Annotated in this window: 20 protein-coding genes; 9 read left to right on the top strand and 11 right to left on the bottom strand. The window is 70.8% G+C overall.

Annotated features, from left to right (window positions below; translation table 11 throughout):
- Positions 1-13: 13 nt before the first annotated feature.
- Positions 14-217 (bottom strand): DUF397 domain-containing protein, encoded by a 204-nt coding sequence (locus EHO50_RS21090; protein ID WP_128432040.1) that lies wholly within the window; start codon positions 215-217, stop codon positions 14-16.
- Positions 201-1040 (bottom strand): helix-turn-helix domain-containing protein, encoded by an 840-nt coding sequence (locus EHO50_RS21085; RefSeq protein WP_128432038.1) that lies wholly within the window; start codon positions 1038-1040, stop codon positions 201-203. The genes EHO50_RS21090 and EHO50_RS21085 overlap by 17 nt, the downstream gene beginning before the upstream one ends.
- A 115-nt stretch (positions 1041-1155) precedes the next feature.
- On the opposite strand from EHO50_RS21085, the gene EHO50_RS21080 reads away from it, so the two are divergent.
- The 3 genes from EHO50_RS21080 to EHO50_RS21070 all read left to right on the top strand — a co-directional run bounded on the left by EHO50_RS21080 (position 1156) and on the right by EHO50_RS21070 (position 3036).
- Entirely contained in the window at positions 1156-1419 is a 264-nt protein-coding gene (locus tag EHO50_RS21080) for a hypothetical protein (protein WP_128432036.1), read from the top strand.
- A gap of 37 nt (positions 1420-1456) precedes the next feature.
- On the top strand, positions 1457-2146 hold the full coding sequence (locus tag EHO50_RS21075; protein WP_128432034.1) for a haloacid dehalogenase type II: 690 nt from the start codon (positions 1457-1459) through the stop codon (positions 2144-2146).
- A gap of 65 nt (positions 2147-2211) precedes the next feature.
- A complete protein-coding gene (locus tag EHO50_RS21070; RefSeq protein ID WP_128432032.1) occupies positions 2212-3036 on the top strand; it encodes an alpha/beta fold hydrolase in 825 nt (274 codons plus the stop codon).
- Positions 3037-3081: 45 nt separating this feature from the next.
- Here EHO50_RS21070 and EHO50_RS21065 read toward each other — a convergent pair whose 3' ends face one another.
- The 3 genes from EHO50_RS21065 to EHO50_RS21055 all read right to left on the bottom strand — a co-directional run bounded on the left by EHO50_RS21065 (position 3082) and on the right by EHO50_RS21055 (position 6012).
- Positions 3082-3924, bottom strand: coding sequence for an aldo/keto reductase (locus tag EHO50_RS21065; protein ID WP_128432030.1), 843 nt, complete (start codon positions 3922-3924; stop codon positions 3082-3084).
- A gap of 51 nt (positions 3925-3975) precedes the next feature.
- The gene (gene murQ, locus EHO50_RS21060; protein ID WP_128432027.1) at positions 3976-4908 is read right to left on the bottom strand and encodes an N-acetylmuramic acid 6-phosphate etherase; all 933 of its coding nucleotides are present in this window, start codon (positions 4906-4908) and stop codon (positions 3976-3978) included.
- Between the two features lie 138 nt (positions 4909-5046).
- Entirely contained in the window at positions 5047-6012 is a 966-nt protein-coding gene (locus EHO50_RS21055) for a MurR/RpiR family transcriptional regulator (protein ID WP_128432025.1), read from the bottom strand.
- Positions 6013-6067: 55 nt separating this feature from the next.
- Here EHO50_RS21055 and EHO50_RS21050 point away from each other — a divergent pair, with 55 nt between their 5' ends.
- Complete coding sequence (locus EHO50_RS21050) at positions 6068-6454, top strand: hypothetical protein (protein ID WP_128432023.1); 387 nt, start codon at positions 6068-6070, stop codon at positions 6452-6454.
- A 49-nt stretch (positions 6455-6503) separates the two neighbouring features.
- Complete coding sequence (locus EHO50_RS21045; RefSeq protein ID WP_128432021.1) at positions 6504-6773, top strand: DUF4031 domain-containing protein; 270 nt, start codon at positions 6504-6506, stop codon at positions 6771-6773.
- Positions 6774-6805: 32 nt separating this feature from the next.
- Here the strand turns inward: EHO50_RS21045 and EHO50_RS21040 are convergent, their stop codons facing one another.
- The 4 genes from EHO50_RS21040 to EHO50_RS21025 form a co-directional block, all read right to left on the bottom strand.
- Complete coding sequence (locus tag EHO50_RS21040) at positions 6806-7279, bottom strand: carboxymuconolactone decarboxylase family protein (RefSeq protein ID WP_128432019.1); 474 nt, start codon at positions 7277-7279, stop codon at positions 6806-6808.
- A gap of 86 nt (positions 7280-7365) precedes the next feature.
- Positions 7366-7785: a PPOX class F420-dependent oxidoreductase gene (locus tag EHO50_RS21035; protein ID WP_128432017.1), complete on the bottom strand. Its 420-nt coding sequence runs from the start codon at positions 7783-7785 to the stop codon at positions 7366-7368.
- A gap of 40 nt (positions 7786-7825) precedes the next feature.
- A complete protein-coding gene (locus EHO50_RS21030; RefSeq protein WP_181449664.1) occupies positions 7826-8944 on the bottom strand; it encodes a GNAT family N-acetyltransferase in 1119 nt (372 codons plus the stop codon).
- A gap of 27 nt (positions 8945-8971) precedes the next feature.
- Entirely contained in the window at positions 8972-9616 is a 645-nt protein-coding gene (locus EHO50_RS21025; protein WP_128432015.1) for an HD domain-containing protein, read from the bottom strand.
- Positions 9617-9682: 66 nt separating this feature from the next.
- Between EHO50_RS21025 and EHO50_RS21020 the strand changes: the two genes are divergently transcribed.
- Positions 9683-10357 carry a maleylpyruvate isomerase family mycothiol-dependent enzyme gene (locus EHO50_RS21020; protein ID WP_181449663.1) on the top strand — a complete coding sequence of 225 codons (675 nt, stop codon included), beginning with the start codon at positions 9683-9685 and terminating at the stop codon, positions 10355-10357.
- Between the two features lie 89 nt (positions 10358-10446).
- The gene (locus EHO50_RS21015) at positions 10447-11142 is read left to right on the top strand and encodes a copper homeostasis protein CutC (protein ID WP_128432010.1); all 696 of its coding nucleotides are present in this window, start codon (positions 10447-10449) and stop codon (positions 11140-11142) included.
- Positions 11143-11481: 339 nt separating this feature from the next.
- Here EHO50_RS21015 and EHO50_RS21010 read toward each other — a convergent pair whose 3' ends face one another.
- Entirely contained in the window at positions 11482-13530 is a 2049-nt protein-coding gene (locus tag EHO50_RS21010; protein WP_128432008.1) for a HelD family protein, read from the bottom strand.
- Positions 13531-13811: 281 nt separating this feature from the next.
- Between EHO50_RS21010 and EHO50_RS21005 the strand changes: the two genes are divergently transcribed.
- Positions 13812-13994 carry a hypothetical protein gene (locus tag EHO50_RS21005; RefSeq protein ID WP_181449662.1) on the top strand — a complete coding sequence of 61 codons (183 nt, stop codon included), beginning with the start codon at positions 13812-13814 and terminating at the stop codon, positions 13992-13994.
- A gap of 16 nt (positions 13995-14010) precedes the next feature.
- Positions 14011-15255: a glycosyltransferase 87 family protein gene (locus EHO50_RS21000; protein ID WP_246101290.1), complete on the top strand. Its 1245-nt coding sequence runs from the start codon at positions 14011-14013 to the stop codon at positions 15253-15255.
- A gap of 219 nt (positions 15256-15474) precedes the next feature.
- Here EHO50_RS21000 and EHO50_RS20995 read toward each other — a convergent pair whose 3' ends face one another.
- The gene (locus EHO50_RS20995) at positions 15475-17118 is read right to left on the bottom strand and encodes a DNA repair helicase XPB (protein WP_128432004.1); all 1644 of its coding nucleotides are present in this window, start codon (positions 17116-17118) and stop codon (positions 15475-15477) included.
- Positions 17119-17148 lie beyond the last annotated feature (30 nt).

Here is a 17148-nt window from a genome sequence, read left to right as displayed (position 1 = left end):
GGAGCCGACTAGGTCAGATCCTGACCGCTTTGACGAAGGCCGACCAAGCCGATGCTCGGAATACGAGCTTCGGGCCGTGGGGGGTCTTGGAGTCGCGGACGGGGACGAGGGTGGGGAAGTCGTGGGTGACTTCCAGGCACTCATTGCCGCCCCCACCGCTGTAGCTCGACTTGTGCCAGACAGCCGTGCTCAGGTCGTACTCAGGGATGTTCCTCATGTGCGTAATCCTGCGCCACCGCCTCGATCAACGCCAGGGACTTCTGCGGCGAAAGCGCGGAGGCCGTGAGGAGTTCGAAGGTGAACCTGAGTTGGGCGACGGTGGCCGGGTCGTCCTCCAGTCGTCCGGTGCTAGGCCCCTCGAGATAGACCAACGGAGGGGCGTCCTCGAAGTCCATCAACCGCAGCGAACCCTCCATCGATTTGTGCGCTCCCGCACTGAAGGGAAGTACCTGCACGATGACGCGGCTCCGTCGGGCCAGGTCGGCGACGTGGCGCAGGGCCTCCGCCATCACCGCCCGCCCGCCGGTTTCACGGCGCAGTACCGCCTCGTCAAGCACCATCCACAACAACGGGGTTGTTGGGTTGTTCAGTAGACGCGTCCGTTCCATCCGGCCCGCCACCCACTCGTCGATGGTCTCCTCGGATGCCGTCGGGTCATACGCGCGGTTCACGGCATGTGCGTACGCCGGAGTCTGCAGCAGCCCCGGGATCAGGAGTGGTGCGTACTGTCTGATCGCCGTGGCTTGAGCCTCGGCCTCCGCCGCCTCCGCGAAGTGCTCCGGGTACCTGGACTTGTTGGCCGCCTCGCAGTTCCGCTCGAAGAACCCGTTCGTGCCCAGTACCTCATCGACCAGCGGCGCGATATCCGGCCGCAAGCGCCGCGTACCCGCCTCCAGTTGGCCCACGAACGTGCCGCTGACGAACAGTTTCAGGCCCAGGGCCTCCTGACTGAGGCCCTTCTTCTCGCGAGCGTGACGTAATTCCGCCCCAAGCAGCGCGCGCGGCGATGACGACGGGTCGAGGTCCTTGGGTCCCGGCATGGCAGCTCCCGGTCGAACATCGGAGATGTTGGTGTCCCCTGTATGGCCAGGCTAGAGGCGGGCCCGCCACGCTGTGTTGTGAATCGCAAACTCTGCGTGGAGAGGTGAAGCCAACGTGCGGTCGACCGAAGAAGTCGTGGTGTCCCTGCGGGAGGCGCTCAGGGGTGTGGGCGTCGTGCTGCCCTCCCTGTGCGTGGATCCAGTAACCGGCGCCAGTGACGAGCCGTTCGCTCTGGTCCAGCTCGGGCGTTGCAATGTCCGCACCGCGGAGCGGCTCGCGGCGGTGTTGCGGGGGGAGCCCGTGGAGCCCGCGCCGACGAAGGAGGAGCTGTTGGCGCGGGTTCGGCAGGTCAACAGGGAGGGGAGACTGCCGCGTTAGGGACTGTCAGGCGGGTTGGAGTCAGGAGATCACGCCCATGTCGCAGCCAGAGATCGATGCCGTCGTGTTCGATGTGCTCGGCACGCTTGTCGACGAACCCGCCGGTATCCGGGCCGGCATTCGTGAACTCGATCCCTCGCTCGACGATTCCAGGGTCGAGGACCTTTTGTCGCTGTGGCAACAGCACATCGACCGCGAGCAACGTCGCGTGCTCGACGGCGCCCGGCCTTACCTCACCAGCGACCTCCTCGACCTGGAAGCCGCTCGGCTCGTCGCCGATGCCGTCGGAGTCGACGACCCGATCGCCGTGGCGGCGCTGGCCCTGTCGGGTCGCAGGCTCCCGCCGTGGCCCGACACGGTGGCAGGGCTCGCCCGACTCGCCGAGCGGTTTCCGTTGATGGCACTCTCCAACGCCGGCCGGACGGCGCTGCTGGGACTCAACGCCCATGCCGGACTGCGCTGGCACCAGGCCCTGTCCGCCGAGGACGCCCGGACCTACAAGCCGGACCCGGCGGTCTACCAGCTGGCCGTCACCGTCTCCGGCCGACCGCCGGAGCGCCTTCTGATGGTCGCCGCCCACGCCTGGGACCTGCGCGGAGCACAGAACCTCGGCCTGCGCACCGCCTACGTCGCCCGCCCCGTCGGCGACCCGCCCACCTCCTCGGACCGGTTCGACCTGTACGCCGACGACCTGGCCGACCTGGCCGACCGACTCGACCGTGGCTAGGGCGGCTGCCCCCAGCTGCGGAAATTCGGTGGACCGGACCGGATGTACCGTGCAACGGTCCCGGCATGCCGAGTGCGATCGAGTTGTCAGAGTTCTCCGGGTCCTTCGTATCGTTCGAGTCCTTCGACGGGACAGCCATCAGCTGTCGACAGCTCGGCTCCGGGCCGCCGGTCGTCCTGGTTCACGGTTCCGGCGGTGGGCTGCACTCTTGGCAGCCGGTGGCTGAACAACTTGCCGACCGGTTCGAGCTGTGGCTGCCCGCCCGGCGCGGATACGCCCCGAGTGGGCCGGGCCGGTCGCCGAAGTGCTTCGCTGACGAGGTGGGGGATCTCAGGGCGTTGATCGACAAGATCGGCCGTCCCGTACACCTGATCGGCATGTCCTACGGCGCCACCGTTGCCTTGCACGCCATGGCAGCCGGACTGCCGGTTCGCTCCCTGGTGCTGTGGGAGCCGCCGCTGTACGCGGCGGGCGAGGAACTGGCGCCTGTGCTGGCTGAGTTCGAGGAACTGACCGCGCGCGGTGACCGGCGGCGGGCCGATCGTCTGCTGGGGGAGAAGGTGGCCCGCGTCCCGGCCGCGCTGCTGGACCTGATGGATGCCGGCGAGTCGGACGACAACCACCCCGACGACGCACCCGGCTGGTGTCGTGACCTCGAATCGATGGCCGCCGACTCGGTGGACATGGAGCGGTGGTCCGCTGTCACCGCACCGACGCTGCTGATGCGCGGGGCCGACACCTGGCAGCCGATGCCCGCAACCCTCGACCGGCTCGCGGCCGTACTGCCCCACGTCACCCTCACGACGTTCCCCGGCCAGATGCACTTCGCACCGTCAGTCGTCCCCGAAGCCGTGGCGGCGGAGATCGCTCGCTTCTTGCCGCGCTCCTGAAACGGTCCCTGAGCGGATCCCCGGCCGGAAATGAACTCGATGGACCTAGGCCGACTCGGAGGCGCGGTTCAGGCGGTCGTACTGGTCCTGGGTGAGGCGGACGGCGTTCGCGCCGAGGTTCTCCTCCAGGTGCGTGATGCTCGTCGTCCCCGGGATCGGGACGATCACCGGCGAGTGGGCGAGGAGCCAGGCCAGGACGACCTGCGTCGGGGTCGCGCCGAGTTCCTTCGCCACCGCGGCGATCTCCGACCTGGCCCCCGACTGTCCCGCCGCCACCGGCCGCCACGGCAGGAATGCGATGCCCGCCGACTCGCAGGCCTTGAGTACGGGTTCGTGCTCGCGGTCGAGGAGGTTGTAGCGGTTCTGGACGCTTGCGATGTCGACGACGGTCCTGGCCTCCGCGAGCTCGGAGGCCGTGACCTCGGACAGGCCGATCCGGCCCACCTTGCCCTCGTCGCGCAGGTCGCGGAGAGCGCCGAGCTGGTCGGGGAGGGGTACGCCCGGGTCGAGGCGGTGGAGTTGGAGCAGTTCGACGCGGTCGAGGCGGAGGCGGAGCAGGGCCTCGTCGACCTGGGCGCGGAGGTCGGCCGGCTCGCCCGCGTGCCGCCAGCCCTCGCCGGAGGTGGTCCGGCGGATACCTGCCTTCGTGGCGATCACGAGGTCGGCGGGGTACGGGTGCAGGGCCTCGGCCAGCAGATCCTCGTTGGCGCCCCAGCCGTACATGTGCGCCGTGTCGATCAGCGTGACACCCAGTTCGACGGCCCGCCGGGCGACCGCGACGCAGGCGGCACGGGCCTCGGCGGTCTCCGGCCGCAGGTGCATCGCCCCGAATCCGAGTCGCCGTACTTCCAGGTCGCCGCCGATGCGGAAGGTGGTCGGTGCCGTCATGTGGTCACGCTAACAGGGGAGTTGTCCGTACGGCGGCCCTTGAGAAGTGGGTCAGGTAGCCGCCGCGAGCGCGGCGCGCAGGTGGCCGTCGGATTCCTCCAGGAGGCGGGCGGCCGTGGGGCCGTCCACATCCCCCAGCAGGATCAGGATCGCCGTCTTCACCTCGCCGCCCGCCTCCGTCAGGGCCCGCTCGATGTCGGTGTCGTCCGCGCCCGTGGCCAGGGCGACGATACGGCGGGAGCGGGCCCGTAGCTTGTCGTTGGAGGCGCGGACGTCGACCATCAGGTTCCCGTAGGTCTTGCCCAGGCGGATCATCGTGATCGTCGAGAGCATGTTGAGGACCAGTTTCTGGGCGGTGCCGGCCTTCAGGCGCGTCGAGCCGGTCAGCAGTTCCGGGCCCACGACGATCTCGATGCCGTGCTCGGCGGCAGCGGCGAGGGCGCTGTCGGGGTTGCAGGACAGGCCGATCGTCAGCGCGCCCTGCGCACGGGCGTGTTCGACCGCGCCGATCGCGTACGGGGTGCGCCCGGAGGCCGAGATGCCGACCACGGTGTCGGCGACGGTGAGCGCGAGGGCGTCGAGGTCGGCGCGGGCCAGGTCCTTGGAGTCCTCGGCGCCCTCGATCGAGGTGACCATCGCTTCCGGGCCGCCCGCGATGAGCCCGACGACCTGGGAGGGGCGGGTGTTGAAGGTGGGCGGGCACTCGGAGGCGTCCAGCACACCCAGGCGACCGGCCGTCCCCGCGCCGGCGTAGATGAGCCGACCGCCCTGCGCCATCCGGTCGGCGATGGCGTCGATGGCGGCGGCGATCTGGGGGAGGCGCGAGGCCACGGCGGTGGGCACGGAAGTGTCTTCGCCGTTCATGAGCCGGGCGATGTCGAGGGTGGGGAGCTGATCGATCTCGGCGAGCTCGGGCCGGAAGGCCTCGGTGGTGAGGGAGTCCAACTCGGCGCGGAGATCTCGAGGGTTGGAAGTCGAGGTCATGAGAGACGGCTCTTTCTGATGTGCGGTGTCCTGTCCGACCTTCAGGGGCGCGGGGCTGTATTGATATGCGGCTCCGCCGCGTGGGCGCGACCAGCCACGACGGACCCGCAGACGACCCGCGACCGTTGGACCTACGGTCTATCGACGATGGCGATGCGCCAGTGCCTCATAAGACGCGGCCAACGCAGGCGCCGCCATCTCGTAAGTCCGCTGAGCAACCCCCACGAACAGACAGTCCACCACAAGCAGCTGACTGGTCCGGGACGACATCGCCGCCGGCCGCAGCTCACTCTCCCGAGCCGTCGACGTCGTAAGGATGTGATCGGCGTACTGAGTGACGGGCCCGTCCGGGCGACCGGTGATGGCGACCGTCGTGGCCCCGTGCTCGAAAGCGACCCGCAGCGGCTCGATGACGTCCCCCGTCGACCCGGAATGCGTGATGGCGATGGCCACGTCACCCGCACGGAGCTGCACGGCGTTCGTCACGGCGAGGTGCGGATCGCTGTGCGCGTGGGCTATCAGCCCTATGCGCAGGAGCTTCTGCGTGAGGTCCTGCGCGACCAGCCCTGACGCGCCGACGCCGTACACGTCGATACGGCGGGCCGCCGCGGCAGCCGACACCGCCGCTCCCAGCTGGACGGTGTCGAGGCCGGCGGCCGTGTCGGCGAGGGTCTGCTGCTCGTCGTAGGCGAGTTTCGCCACCACGTCGGCGATGGGGTCGTCCACCGCGATGTCGGTCGTTATGGCGGGGGCGCGGCCCGACTGCTGCTGGGCGGCGAGGCCGGCGAGGGCGAGGCGCAGGTCGCGGTAGCCGGGGTAGCCGAGGAGGCGGGCGGTGCGTACGACCGTCGCCTCGCTGGTGCCGGTGAGTTCGGCGAGGCCGGTGACCGTGAGGGCCGCGCAGCCCGCCGGGTCGTTCGCGACCGCTTCGGCGACGCGCTGCATGGAGCGGGTCATCGACGGGGCGAGCGTGCGCACCTTGGCCGCGAGGGCGGCGGGGGCGGGCGGGGGTCCGCTCGGGCCCGACCCAGCTCCTCCCGACCCGGCTCCTGCGCTGCCGCTGCCACCGCCGCTGCCGAAACTTTCCTTCACTCTCTGGGTCACGTATGAAAGATATTTTCGGCTCGGTGTCTTGGTCAAGAGTGCGCACAATAGGTGCATGGAACCCATCAGTCCGCTGGAGCAGGCGCTGCACGCCGCCCGCGCCCTCGTGCTCGCCGACCTGGTCGCGGGCAAGGTCGCCGAGGCGGACGTCGTGTCGCTGGTCGAGGAGTCGGTCGTACAACGGCGCTGGTGGGTGGACCAGTGGCCGGAGGGTGTGCAGTACGTGGCCGGGCTGGTCGCCCAGGATGTGCAGGACGCGCTGCTGGAACGGCACGGCCGCTGGCCGCTGTGCCCGGTGTGCGGCACCGGTGACCCGCATGCGCTGGACGTCGAGCCGGAGTTGGGGCCCGATCCGCACTGGGTGTGCCACCAGGCGGGGGTGAAGGTCGCGGCGGTGGGCTCGCTGGGGTCGTCCGGCCTGGGCGGGGCGCCGTCCTCGTGAGCCGCGTGAGCCGCGTGAGCCACGTGAGACGCGTGAGACGCGTGACGTCGTGACGATCTATATCGACCCGCCGACCTGGCCGGGGCACGGCCGGATGTGGTCGCACCTCGTGAGTGACGTGTCGTACGACGAACTGCATGCGTTCGCCGACGAGTTGGGCGTGCCGCGGCGGGCCTTCGAGCGGGATCACTACGACATCCCGTCGGATCGGTACGCCGATGTGGTGCGCGCGGGTGCCGTGGAGGTCAGCAGCCGTGAGGTGGTGCGGTTGTTGACGGAGGCGGGGCTGCGGCGGCCGAAGGGGCGGGCGGCCGGCTAGCGCCCCCTCGGTCTCGCGCGCAGTGCTCCCGGCTAGGCGAACTGGCCGGGCTGGTAGCTGCCCGCGGGCTGCTGGATCATGACGTTCAGCCGGTTGTAGGTGTTGATCATGGCGATCAGGATCACCAGGGCGCCGAGCTGTTCCTCGTCGTAGTGCTTGGCGGCGTTCTCCCAGATCTCGTCCGGGACCCCACCGGCGCCGTCCGCGATGCGGGTGCCCTGCTCGGTGAGTTCCAGGGCGGCGCGCTCGGCCTCGGTGAAGCAGGTGGCCTCCCGCCAGGCCGCGACCAGATTGAGGCGAAGCCAGTCCTCGCCGGCGGCCACGGCGTCCTTGCTGTGCATGTCGGTGCAGAAGCCGCAGCCGTTGATCTGGCTGGCCCGGAGCGTCACAAGGTGCTGGGTGCTGAGCGGCAGCGGCGAGTCGTGCACCACCTTGCCGGCCGCCCCGAAGTGCTTGATGACCTTGCCGGTGATCGGGTTCTCGAGGAGGTTCAAGCGGGCGTTCATGGCCAACTCCCTTGCCGTTGTCGTCGGGTTACGCAGATATGACGGAACGGTCGGGCGGGATGTGACATGAGCGAACGTGACGTGGGTCACGCGTGCGTGGCCCGGCGCATGGGGTACCAGGTGTCCCCGGACGGCCGGGGAGGATCCGACAGGTTCCAGCTCCACGAGAGCGTCGGCGTGATGCGCAGATAGTGACCGGGACCCACCATGCCTTCCCGCTCCACGGGGCCGTCCGCGACGCCGTACACCCGGATGCCGCGGGCGACGAACGGCTCGATGGAGAGCAGGTCGTCCACGACGAAGGCCACCTTGTCGCGGCCGTGGGCGACATTGCGGAACTTGCGGGTGCCGAGGACTTCGGAGCGCGGGCCGCCCACCCAGAAGTGGGTCCCGTCGAACTCCAGGGCCACCGGCACCACATCGGGCTGCTCGCCTGCGCAGAGGCTGGCGAAACGGGCGAGCGGGTTGGAGCTCAGGTAGGCGATCTCCTCGTCGGTGAACGACATGGCGGCTCCCTACGGCGGTGCGGGTCGGCTCCGCCCCAGGCTAGGCCGCCGTGGGCCGCCCCCTGCGGACGTACAGCCGGAGCGTCGGGTCCATGTCGGGCCCCTCTTGCACCGCCCGCTCCTCCTCGACCGTCGCCCGCACATACCCGGCGCGCGTGGCGACGCCCTGTGACGGGTGGTTGTCGGCCTCGACGGTGGCGCAGAGGAGTTGTACGTCGTCACGGGCCAGGGCCCACTCCGAGAGCGCGGTGAGCGCCTCGCTGGCGTAGCCGCGGCCGCGGGCGCCCTCCACGAGGTCGTAGCCGACCTCCGCCCGGCCGTCCTCGTCGGGGACGCCGTGGAAGCCCATGCCGCCGACCGCGAGGTCGTCCTCCTTGCGGACGAGGACGAAGAGGCCGAACTCGGGTCGGTGCACGCCCGTCTCATAGGCCTTCATCGTCATCCCGGCCGCCTCCCGCGTCCCCTCGAAGGGGCCGCCCACGACCCAGGTGAACCCGCCGTCGCCGCCCGCGCTCAGGTCGGCGGCGGCCGCGGGGGTGACGCCCTGGAGGGTGAGGCGGTCGGTGGGGATGACGAGGTTGTTGCGCCAGCGCCATTCGCTGACCGGCGCGCGGCCGGGCAGGTCACCTCGGCCGGTGGCCCACAGCAGGGTGCGCCAGTGGTCGGGCCCGGGCTGGACGTGCGGGAAGATCCGGGTGAGGACGAACTCGGGGAGTTCGGCGGGCGGTTCGTAGGTCAGGCCCAGGCCCTCGGCGATGTCGTGCGTGTGGAGGAGGACCTCCGCCACGCCCATCGCCGCGAAGCCCTCGCGGTTCGCGCTGCGGAAGGGGTAGGGGTGGAAGGCGCGCACCTCGGGGGGTGTGGTGCGGATGGTGGCGGTGAGGAGGGCGCCGGTCGTCTCGATGACCTGCAGCAGGCCCTCGTTGTCGGTGCCGTCGTCCAGGGTGATCTCGAACGGGACGTAGTCGTCCTGCGCGCGTCCGGCCAGGTTGGCGGCGTAGGCGATGAGGTCTTCGGCGATATGGAACGCGGTGGCGTGGCAGTCCCACTCCAGCCGTCCGGCGCTGACGGCCGTCCAGTCCCGGTCCGCCGCCGTTCGCAGCAGCGCCACGCAACTCGCGACGGCCTGTTCCACGCGTTCCCCGCTTATGTCTCGCATGCCGAGCAGGCTACGGCGGCGGGCTGGTCAGAGCGACAGCATTTCCAGCTCGGAGGAGAGGTTGTAGCGGGCGGTGGCCTCCCACTTCTCCTGCCCGTACGGCGTGCTGAACAGGCTTGGCAGGTCGAGGAGTTGGCGCAGGATCGCGGCCCGGCCCTCGCGGAAGGCGTCGTTCGGGACGAAGTGGTACTCCTCGCGGACGGCGGCCGTGTAGGCGGCGTACGCGGAGGGCGGGGCGGCGAGGATCGCGAGGTCGGCGTCGCACAGGACCTGGCCGTCGCGGTCGTCCGGTGCCGGGGCGTGGGTAGTGGTGAGGCGGACCAGGCGGGCCACCTCGGCGGTCCGCTCGGCGGGGACACCGGCTTCCGGGAGGGCGCGTTCGGCGAGGCGGGCGGAACGCTCCTCGTTCTCCGACCGGTCGGGCAGGTACACCGCGTCGTGGAACCAGGCGGCGAGGCGTACGACGTCCGGGTCGGCGGCGTGGTCGGCGAGCTCGTCGATGCGGTCCAGGACCGCGGTGAGGTGGGTGAGCGTGTGGTAGTGGCGCTGCGGTTCCTGCCAGCGGGTGAGGAGGTTGTCGGCGTACGGGGCCGGGTCGGGGGTGGTGGCGGGGGAGCGGGTCGCGTCGAGGGCTTGGGCGAAACGGGTGCGCAGGGCGTCGAGATCGGCCATGGAGTCATTCTCCCGGGTGCGCCCGCGTTCTCCCGGCCACGCGCCCGGCCCCCTAGCGTGGAGGCCATGACTACTGCTGACGTGCACGACGTACGGGATCCCGAGCTGCCGGGGCGGCTGCTGGTCGTCGAGCGGGATGCGCTGGTTCCGCTGTTGCGGGCGAGGTCGGAGGCCGACTTCGCGCTGCCGACCGCCGCGTGTCCGGGGTGGTCGGTGCGGGATGTGCTGGCGCACTGTTCGGCCGCGTTGATGCGGGTGGTGGAGAACCGGTTCGAGGAGGGCGTCTTCTCGCCCGAGTCCAACGACCGGGACATCGCCGAGCGGGCCGACTGGACCGACGCGCAGGTCGTCGACGAGCTGGAGCGCGGGATGACCGAGGCCGGGCCGGTGATCGCCAAGGCCGGCGGGGCGCTGGACGGCATTGCGCTGGGGGAGTGGGTGCACGCCGGTGACGTACGGGAGGTGCTCGGGGAGCCGGGGGCGTACGCGGGGGCCGGGCTGCCCGACGCGCTCCGGCTGCTCGCCTGGCTCACCCGCGAGCGGCGGCACACGCCCCTGCACGCCGACCTGGACGACGTCGACGAGCCCCTGCGCCTGGGCGACCCGACGGCCCCACGGCCACCGGCCCGCTACATCGGGGACGCCGCCACGCTCGTACGGCTGTATGCGGGGCGGCCGGTGGAGGGGGCGTCGTACGAGCTGGCGGGGGCGGAGGTGAGGGAGCTGAACATCTTCGCGTGACCCTGCGCTCCCCCGGGCGAGCCTCCACCCCGTACCCTTGGATTGGACTAGACCTGTAGTCGTCGTCGAATGCCGAGGAATGGGGTCCCATGAGCAAGCGTGCAGTCCTGGAGGTGATCGCCCTCGGTGTCGAGGACGCGGTCGCCGCCCAGGCCGGGGGTGCGGACCGGCTCGAACTGGTCACCGACATGTCGGCCGACGGACTCACCCCGCCGGTCGAGACCTTTGCCGGGATCCGGGCCGCCGTCGACATCGATCTGCGCGTGATGCTGAGGCCGGCGGCCGGGTTCGCGGTGGGGGACGTGCGGCGGGTCGTACGGGCGGCGCGTCAGCTGCGGGACGCCGGGGCCGACGAGTTCGTGCTCGGGTTTCTCGACGCCGACGGTGGGGTTGACCTCGGGGCCGTCGAGCGGGTGGTGGGTGAGCTGGACGGATGCCGGTGGACCTTCCACCGCGCCATCGACCGGGCCGCCGACCGGGATGCGCTGCGGAAGCAGCTGGATGGGATGCCGGGGTTGGACACGTATCTCACGGCCGGGTCGGGGGCGGGCGTGGACGACGGACTTCCCACACTGCTCACCGAGGCGGCCAGGGGTGGGGAGCCCGGGTACGAGCAGCGGATTCTGGTGGGTGGAGGGCTACGGCTCGATCATGTGCCGGTGCTGCTGGGCGCTGGGATCGATGCGTTCCACATCGGCGGGGCGGCGCGGCCCGGGGGGTGGGACGGGCCGGTGTCTGTGGCTGCAGTGGCTGAGTGGCGGGCTGTGCTGGACGGGGGTTCGTAGGAGCCTGGCATGGGGGCCGGCCGGGGGCGGGTCGCGCGGCCCGGCGCTTGCGGGGCGCCGCGTCGGCTGCAACGCCCTAAGGGGCGCGGGGAACTGCGCGACCAGCCACCGACTACCCGCAGCCCGGCACGAGTCGTCGCACCCCCGGGCCTCTCGCCAAACCGTGGGACGGGCGCCGCGCTAGGCGCAAGCAGCCCGCGCCTTGGCGAGCGGCATCCCGCAACTGTGTCGGCTGCGTCGCCTGCAACGCCCCAAGGGGCGCGGGGAACTGCGCGACCAGCCACCGACTACCCGCAGCCCGACACAAGACGTCACGCACCCCCGACCCTCCCGACGACGTCACCCCAACTGCGTCGGCAACGGCGCCGCATGCACCACGATCAACCCCGACACCGCCCGCGTCAGGGCGACATACAACCGCCGCAGCCCCGTCCGCTCGTCCGGCTCCCCGTCCACCACCGCGCGCGGCTCGTCCAGCACGACGTAGTCGTACTCCAGACCCTTCGCGAGCGACGCCGGGACCAGCGTCAGGCGGGTCTGCCGGGTCGTCTCCTCACCCGGGGCCAGACAGGTGATCCCCGCAGCCGTGAGCGCCTCCGACAGGGCCGGGATCCGGGCGTCCGCGGCGATCAGGCCGATCGAGCCCTCGTTGCGCAGCAACTCCCCGCACGCGGCGACGACGTCGGCCGTCTCCGACACTCCACGGACCTCGAAGAACCCGGGGTTCTCACGGATCGACGCCACCGGCGTCAGGCCCGGTGCGATGTGGGGCAGGAGGCGGGAGGCGTACGTGATGACGTCCGTCGGGACGCGGAAGCCGGCCGTCAGCTCCTCGATGACGCCCTCCGACTTGCCGAGGTGGGCCAGCGCCTCGTCCCAACTCCGCGTCGCCCAGGGGGTCGTACCCTGCGCAAGATCGCCGAGCACCGTCGCCGAACCCGTCGTGCAGCGGCGGCCCACCGCCCGGTACTGCATGGGCGAGAGGTCCTGCGCCTCGTCGAGGACGACATGGCCGAGGGAGGGCGTGCGCGCGACGATGTCGTTCGCCTCGTCGATCAGCACGGCGTCGGCGGCGGACCACTTGGCGGACTTGACGCTGCGCGCCGGCTTCGCCCACAGGATCGTCTTCTGCTCGTCCTCGCTCAGCAGCCCCTCCGCATGTACGGCGAGGAAGTCCGGCTCCGCGAGCAGGCGCAGGACGAGTTTCGCCGGGTCGACCGGCGGCCAGATCGCCTTGACGGCGGCCTTCACCGCGCTGTTGCGGGCCACCGCGTCCTGCACCCGGTCGTCCGGCGCCTCGCCGGACCGCTCCATCTGCACCAGCACGGCGTGCGCGATGCGCTGCGGGAGGGCCTCGCGGGCGGCACCGTAGCGGATGTCGCGGGCGAGCAACTCACGTACGGTCTCTTCGAGTTCGTACGCCGGGACGCGCCAGCGGCGGGATCCGCGTACGACGACCACCGGCTCGGTCGGCATGGTCACGTGCGAGTAGACGGCGCGCCGCAGCACCTCCGCCATCCTCGCGTCGCCCTTGACCACCGCGGCCGCCGCGTCGTCCGTGCCGCGCACCTCGACGTGCGCGACGAGGTCGTCCACCGTCGCCTGTCGGACCGCCAACTCGCCCAGCGCGGGGAGGACTTGCTCGATGTAGTGCAGGAAGGACCTGTTCGGCCCGATGACGAGCGTGCCGGTGCGGGCGAGCCGCTCGCGATGGGCGTACAGCAGGTACGCCACCCGGTGCAGGCCCACCGCCGTCTTCCCGGTGCCCGGGCCGCCCTGCACGCACACGGTTCCGCCGAGCCCGGACCGTACGATCTCGTCCTGCTCCGGCTGGATGGTCGCCACGATGTCGCGCATCGGGCCGACGCGCGGGCGCTCGATCTCCTGCTGGAGCAGCTTGCTGGTCCGCGCGGCCTCCGACGGGTCGGACAGGTGCTCGTCCTCGTACGCCGTGAGGTCGCCGCCGGTGTAACCGAAGCGGCGGCGCAGCGCGATGTCCATCGGGTCCTTCTTCGACGCCCGGTAGAAGGGCTGGGACACCGGCGCCCGCCAGTCGATGACCATCGGGTCGCCCTCGGCGTCGTGCACATGCCGGCGCCCGATATAGAAGCGCTCACCTTCCGCGCCCTCCGCCCCCTCTGCACCGGGTGCGTGCAGATAGTCGAGCCGGCCGAAGAACAACGGGGTGTCGCTGAGGTCGGCCAGGGCCTTGATGCGCTCGTCGATCTGGCGGGCGAGGACTTCGGCGTTGACCCAGTTCGCGGTGACGTCGCTGATGTCGAGGGATTCGACGTCCTCCCGCATGGCGCGCAGGGCGGACCGGGACTCGGCGAGGTGGGAGCGCTCTCGCAGGAGCGGGTCCAGGGAGTCGTCGACGGGCGTGGACAAGGGGGTGCCTCCGGAGGGACCTACAGGGGGGTGACAGGCAGGCGGTCGTCGAGAGAACCGACCGGTTTCCGTCCGGGCGGCGGCACTCCGCGGGGGAGGCGGGCAAGAGCGGAGATTTTAGGTGAGCGGGGCAGGCGAACGCCAACGAATATTCCGCCCCCTAGGGGATGCGGCCCTACTCCTTGGGGGTAGGGGGTCCGTCCGGAGGTGTACGGAGGCAGTACACGGCTTGGCACCGCAGGCCGATGCGTTCTTTATGGCCGCGAATCCATCATGGAGACATGAGCGCAGCAACCATCAACCCGGCCCCCGTGGGCCCCCACGGAGCGACAGCGCTCCAGGGGAGTCACCACCGTCATCGCATCGGCGAAGCCCTGCGTGCCGTCAAGGTGTTCGCAGGTGCCGCCTTCGACGTGATCATCCTCGGCGAGTACGGCGAGGAGGCGGGCGTCCGCCACAAGTGACGCCTAGGGTCACTCTGTGACCCGTCGATCACACTCCGCAACTCCCTACTGCCTACTGGCGGGTTCCTTCCTCGCCTGCACAGCCCTCGCCCTCTGCGTGCAGCAGCACCTCCCGATGGCCGACGCGCTGGTCTACCGGGCGGAAGGAGAAGCCGTCCTCCGCGGCGGCGCCCACCTCTACGACTTCACCGTCACCGAGTGGCACCTCCCCGCCACCTACCCGCCCTTCGCGGCCCTCCTCTTCGTCCCGGCGGCACTGATCCCGGTGACGGCCCTCAAGGCGACCTTCCTGGCGGGCAACGCGCTCCTGCTCGCCGTACTCGTCCAGCTCTCCGCCCGGTTGTCGGGCCTGGCGAGGATCCGCCTCCCGGCCCTCTGCGCCGCCACGGCCGGGGCCCTGTGGCTGGAGCCGGTCTTCCAGACCCTCCTCTTCGGCCAGATCAACCTCGCCCTGGCCTGCCTGATCCTGTGGGACCTCACCCGGCCGTCGGGCGCCCGCTGGAAGGGCGTCGCGGTCGGCATCGCGGCCGGGATCAAGCTGACGCCGGCGATCTTCATCGCGTACCTGCTGCTGCGCGGGCGCCACCGGGAGGCGGGCACGGCGACGGCGGCCTGGGCGGGGACGGTCGGTCTCGGCGCCCTCGTCCTCCCCTCCGCGAGCCTCGACTTCTGGACCCGCCGCCTCTACGAGACGGACCGCGTGGGCAAGGCCTGGATCGTCGACAACCAGTCGCTGCAGGGCCTGATCGCCCGCGCCCTCGGCGACCCGACACCGGGTCCGGCGGCCTGGGCACTGCCCTGCGCGGCGGTCGCGCTCACCGGCCTCTGGCTGGCCGCACGAGCCGCCGATGACCGCCACGCGATCCTCCTGACGGCGTTCACGGCACTGCTCGTCTCACCGATCAGCTGGTCCCACCACTGGGTGTGGTGCGTCCCGCTGATCGCCGTACTCCTGGCAGAGGGCCGTAAGCGTACGGCCGCACTCGTGGCGCTCGTCTTCACCGCCCGCACGATGTGGCTGCTGCCGCACGAGGGGGACCTGGACCTGCAACTACCGTGCTGGCAGCAGCCGTTGGCGTCGCCGTACCCGCTGCTGGCGCTGCTGCTACCGACGGCTGGGCTTGCCTCCCGGACCTTTGCCCACCCGCCCACCCGTCTCGGTCGGCCAAGAGGCTGGACTCGAAAAGACCCCGAGGGCCCGCCCTTCAGCGTCTCCGCTTCTCAACACCGACCCAGGCATTCCAGCCCACCCGGCGTCTGAGGCCGAGCTCCGCCATCCCGATTCCCCCACCCACCCGTAGGGGCCTTCACCTCTCGACGCCGGTCCAGGCAATTTCAGCCCGTCCGGCGTTTGAGGACGAGGCCCGTTCAGGGCCGAAGCGGGGGTCTGGGGGCGGCAGCCCCCAGAACGCGGGGTCGAAGGGGCGGCAGCCCCTGGAGGACGGGAAGGGTAGGGGCGGCGGGGGCGAAAACCCTCCGCTCAGCCCCCCGCCAGCAACTCGTCCGCATCCATGATCCGGTAGGCATACCCCTGCTCCGCCAGGAACCGCTGCCGATGCGCGGCGAAATCCTGGTCGATCGTGTCGCGGGCGACGACCGAGTAGAAGTGGGCCTGATGACCGTCCGCCTTGGGCCGCAGCACGCGGCCGAGGCGCTGCGCCTCCTCCTGGCGGGAGCCGAAGGTGCCCGAGACCTGGATGGCGACGGTCGCCTCCGGCAGGTCGATGGAGAAGTTGGCGACCTTGGACACGACGAGGACGCTGATCTCGCCCTCCCGGAAGGCGTCGAAGAGCTTCTCGCGCTGGGCGTTGGAGGTCTCACCCTTGATGACGGGGGCGTTCAGATGCTCGCCCAGTTCGTCGAGCTGGTCGATGTACTGCCCGATGACCAGGATCTGCTGCCCGGCGAACCGGCGGACGATGGCCTCCGTGACCTTCCGCTTGGTGTCGGTCGTCGCGCAGAACCGGTACTTCTCCTCCTGCTCGGCGGTGGCGTACGCGAGCCGCTCGGCGTCCGTGAGATTGACCCGCACCTCCACGCAGTCCGCGGGCGCGATGTAGCCCTGCGCCTCGATCTCCTTCCAGGGCGCGTCGAACCGCTTGGGCCCGATGAGCGAGAAGACGTCCGACTCACGCCCGTCCTCCCGCACGAGGGTGGCCGTGAGGCCCAGTCGCCGCCTCGCCTGCAGATCGGCCGTGAACTTGAAGACGGGGGCCGGCAGCAGATGCACCTCGTCGTAGACGATCAGCCCCCAGTCGCGGGAGTCGAACAGCTCCAGGTGCGGATAGACACCCTTCCGCTTGGTGGTGAGCACCTGATACGTGGCGATGGTGACGGGCCGGATCTCCTTGCGCGTCCCGCTGTACTCACCGATCTCGTCCTCGGTCAGCGACGTCCGCTTCACCAGCTCGTGCTTCCACTGCCGGGCGGAGACGGTGTTCGTGACGAGGATGAGGGTGGTCGACTTGGCCTGGGCCATGGACCCGGCGCCGACAAGGGTCTTCCCCGCCCCACAAGGCAGGACCACGACCCCACTGCCGCCGTGCCAGAAGTTCTCCACGGCCTGCTTCTGATACGGCCGCAGCGCCCACCCGTCCTCGGCCAGCTCGATCGGGTGCGCCTCGCCGTCGACGTACCCCGCGAGGTCCTCGGCGGGCCAGCCCAGCTTCAGCAGCGTCTGCTTGATCTGCCCCCGCTCGGAGGGATGGACGGCGACGGTGTCCGGGTCGATACGGGCGCCGACGAGGGGCGCGATCCGCTTGGAGCGGAGCACCTCCTCGAGGACCGGACGGTCGGTGCTCGTCAGGACCAGCCCGTGGGCCGGGTGCTTGCTCAGGGTCAGGCGGCCGTACCGGTCCATCGTCTCGGCGATGTCGACCAGCAGCGCGTGCGGCACCGGATAGCGGCTGTACTGCACCAGCGCGTCCACGACCTGCTCGGCGTCGTGCCCCGCAGCGCGCGCGTTCCACAGCCCCAGCGGCGTCACCCGGTAGGTGTGGATGTGCTCCGGCGCCCGCTCCAGCTCCGCGAACGGCGCGATGGCCCGACGGCAGTCGTCGGCCTGCTCGTGGTCGACTTCCAGGAGCAGGGTCTTGTCGGACTGGACGATCAGTGGACCATTCACGCGCGGCAACCTTTCCGTACGGCCGGACGG

This window comes from Streptomyces cyaneus (assembly GCF_004028635.1).
Classification (GTDB): domain Bacteria; phylum Actinomycetota; class Actinomycetes; order Streptomycetales; family Streptomycetaceae; genus Streptomyces; species Streptomyces cyaneus.
Note: the sequence above shows the minus strand (reverse complement) of the source record. Positions and strands in the feature narration are given on the sequence as shown.

Bases quoted from the DNA above. Each gene is read 5' to 3' on its own strand.
- EHO50_RS21025 (WP_128432015.1), bottom strand. From the start codon at position 9,616: ATGGCCGATCTCGACGCCCTGCGCACCCGTTTCGCCCAAGCCCTCGAC.
- EHO50_RS21005 (WP_181449662.1), top strand. From the start codon at position 13,812: ATGAGCGCAGCAACCATCAACCCGGCCCCCGTGGGCCCCCACGGAGCG.
- EHO50_RS21020 (WP_181449663.1), top strand. From the start codon at position 9,683: ATGACTACTGCTGACGTGCACGACGTACGGGATCCCGAGCTGCCGGGG.
- EHO50_RS21015 (WP_128432010.1), top strand. From the start codon at position 10,447: ATGAGCAAGCGTGCAGTCCTGGAGGTGATCGCCCTCGGTGTCGAGGAC.
- EHO50_RS21030 (WP_181449664.1), bottom strand. From the start codon at position 8,944: ATGCGAGACATAAGCGGGGAACGCGTGGAACAGGCCGTCGCGAGTTGC.
- EHO50_RS21040 (WP_128432019.1), bottom strand. From the start codon at position 7,279: ATGAACGCCCGCTTGAACCTCCTCGAGAACCCGATCACCGGCAAGGTC.
- EHO50_RS21050 (WP_128432023.1), top strand. From the start codon at position 6,068: ATGGAACCCATCAGTCCGCTGGAGCAGGCGCTGCACGCCGCCCGCGCC.
- EHO50_RS21090 (WP_128432040.1), bottom strand. From the start codon at position 217: ATGAGGAACATCCCTGAGTACGACCTGAGCACGGCTGTCTGGCACAAG.
- EHO50_RS21070 (WP_128432032.1), top strand. From the start codon at position 2,212: ATGCCGAGTGCGATCGAGTTGTCAGAGTTCTCCGGGTCCTTCGTATCG.
- EHO50_RS21075 (WP_128432034.1), top strand. From the start codon at position 1,457: ATGTCGCAGCCAGAGATCGATGCCGTCGTGTTCGATGTGCTCGGCACG.
- EHO50_RS21065 (WP_128432030.1), bottom strand. From the start codon at position 3,924: ATGACGGCACCGACCACCTTCCGCATCGGCGGCGACCTGGAAGTACGG.
- EHO50_RS21085 (WP_128432038.1), bottom strand. From the start codon at position 1,040: ATGCCGGGACCCAAGGACCTCGACCCGTCGTCATCGCCGCGCGCGCTG.
- murQ (WP_128432027.1), bottom strand. From the start codon at position 4,908: ATGACCTCGACTTCCAACCCTCGAGATCTCCGCGCCGAGTTGGACTCC.
- EHO50_RS21035 (WP_128432017.1), bottom strand. From the start codon at position 7,785: ATGTCGTTCACCGACGAGGAGATCGCCTACCTGAGCTCCAACCCGCTC.